The sequence below is a fragment of the Arenibaculum pallidiluteum genome (assembly GCF_017355985.1).
Classification (GTDB): domain Bacteria; phylum Pseudomonadota; class Alphaproteobacteria; order Azospirillales; family Azospirillaceae; genus Arenibaculum; species Arenibaculum pallidiluteum.
Genome location: NZ_JAFIQU010000036.1, coordinates 1 through 2226, shown reverse-complemented (window position 1 = coordinate 2226; position 2226 = coordinate 1). Strand labels below are relative to the sequence as shown.

General features: G+C 66.3%; 2 protein-coding genes. One reads left to right on the top strand and one right to left on the bottom strand.

Features of this window, described 5'->3' with window-relative positions; translation table 11 throughout:
• Nucleotides 1-1082, bottom strand: a 1082-nt coding sequence (locus JUB13_RS30935; protein WP_236025357.1) for a hybrid sensor histidine kinase/response regulator, incomplete at its 3' end; no start/stop codon positions are given.
• 280 nt (nucleotides 1083-1362) lie between these two features.
• On the opposite strand from JUB13_RS30935, the gene JUB13_RS30930 reads away from it, so the two are divergent.
• Nucleotides 1363-1746, top strand: a complete 384-nt coding sequence (locus tag JUB13_RS30930) for an HWE histidine kinase domain-containing protein (RefSeq protein WP_207486119.1) — start codon at nucleotides 1363-1365, stop codon at nucleotides 1744-1746.
• The last annotated feature ends 480 nt before the right edge of the window (nucleotides 1747-2226 follow it).

The window sequence follows — 2226 nt, the reverse complement described above, 5'->3', positions numbered from 1 at the left end:
GCCGCGTCGACGAAGGTGTTCCATAGGCCGCCGGCGATCATGGTCTCGATCTCGACGGCCTCGCCGAGCGCGCGCCGGAGCATGTCGTCCATGCCGCGCACGAGCCGCCCCAGGTTGATCACCCTGGGCGCCAGCGGCTGCCGGCGGCCGAAGGCGAGGAGATGCGAGGCCAGCCTGGAGCCGCGCTCGACGCCCGTGATCGCATTGCGCAACCGCTGCTCGGCGCGCTCGTTGCCGGCCACGTCCTTGGCGAGGAGCTGGAGGTTGCCGCCGATCACCTGCAGGAGGTTGTTGAAGTCGTGCGCCACCCCACCGGTGAGCTTGCCGAGCGCCTCCATCTTCTGGGCCTGGAAAAGGGCAGCGCGGGCCTCCTCAAGCGCCTCCTGGGCCTGCCGGCGCTCGGTGATGTCTCGGGTGATCTTGGCGAAGCCGATCAACTCGCCCGTGTCGTCGTAGATCGCGTCGATCACCACGTTGGCCCAAAAGCGCGTGCCGTCCTTGCGCACGCGCCAGCCCTCCATCTCGAACCTACCTTCTCGCGTAGCGGTGGCCAGCGCCCGCGCCGGGACGCCGGCGACCCGGTCCTCCTCAGTGTAAAAACGCGAGAAGTGCTGGCCGAGGATCTCGTCGACGGAATAGCCCTTCATCCGCTGCGCGCCGGCATTCCAGTTCGCGACGTGGCCAGTTGGGTGGAGCATGTAAATGGCGTAGTCCGTGACGCCCTGGACCAGCAGGCGAAATCGCTCCTCGCTCTGCCGGAGGGCCTCTTGGGCCTGCCGGCGCTCGGTGATGTCTCGGGTGATCTTGGCGAAGCCGACCAAATGACCGGCCTCGTCGCGGATCGGGTCGATCACCACGCTGGCCCAGAAGCGCGTGCCGTCCTTGCGCACGCGCCAGCCTTCGGTCTCGAACCTGCCTTCGCAATCCGCGGTGGCGAGCGCCCGCGCCGGGACGCCCGCCGCGCGGTCCTCCTCAATGTAAAAGCGCGAGAAGTGCTGCCCGAGGATCTCGTCGGCGGAATAGCCTTTGAAACGTTGCGCCCCGGAGTTCCAGCTGCTCACGGTCCCGTCGGGATCGAGCATGAAGATTGCATAATCCCGGATCGCGTCGACCAGAAGTTGAAACCTCCGTTCGCCGCTCACCGGCTCCGGTCCGGTTGCCGCAGGACGATGATCCCCCACGCGTTTCTCCGATGTTGCCCCGAGCCGGCTGCGATAATCGACCGCCCGCCGGACGTCGTCAATCGGCCGTCCGTCGAGTCAATCCCGCTCAACCAGCGATTGCTCCGTGGCTCCTTCAGGGCGTCCAATCCGGAACGTGGAGGCGGTGGCCGAGCGGCCGGACGCTACGTGCAGGCCGTTCATGCCCTATCCGACGCCGCTGCACGACGCCTCGGGCAGGCTGGTCGGCACGGTGAACATGCTGGTAGACCACACCTATCTTAAGAGCTCCAAAGACCGACAGCGTATGCTGATCAATGAGCTCGACCACCGAGCGAAGAACATCTTGGTCGTGGCCCAGGCGATGCTGCGGCTGACGCGGGCCAACAGCGTCAAGGAGTATGTCACGGCTGTCCAGGGGCGCATCGCGGCGCTCGCCCGCATCCACACGCAGGTGGCAGACAACCAGTGGAAAGGCGTCGATCTGGGCAGCCTCGTGCGGTCCGAGATGGAGCCGTTCCGTTCCGAGGTCGGCGGTCTCGTGATCAAAGGACCGCAGATCTTCCTCACGCCCGTCGCGGCATAATCGGTCGGCATCGTTCTGCACGAGCTGGCCACCAACACGGCGAAACATGGTGCACTGTCGGTTCCGGGCGGAACCCCTGCCGTGGATCGTCACTGGGACGAAGGCGATCTGCGCGGATCTGCTGCCGAAGCCGGTGAGCTACGAGGCCCTGCGGCTTTTACTCAAGACGCTTCGCAGCGTCGTAGCTTCTCTGGATCCTGGTGAAGAGCCCGGCGCCTCCGACCGAATCGATCTGGGGGACGGCCGCTCGTCTGCCCCTTCTGACCCGGACGGTTTCGACGTTCCCATCTCGCAGCGCGACGGCCCTGGCACCTGGGCGAGGGGCATATCGGCGGCCCCATGCGCGACTTCGGCCGCGTGGAGTCGCGCGTCGGATCTAGCTCTACTTTGCCAGTTCTACTCGCACCTGTGCTGGACAAGCCAGCACCGACAGTGCGGGCATCGGATGGGCGCCGTCTCGAGGATGTGCGCGAGAATGGC

Bases quoted from the DNA above. Each gene is read 5' to 3' on its own strand.
- JUB13_RS30930 (WP_207486119.1), top strand. From the start codon at position 1,363: ATGCCCTATCCGACGCCGCTGCACGACGCCTCGGGCAGGCTGGTCGGC.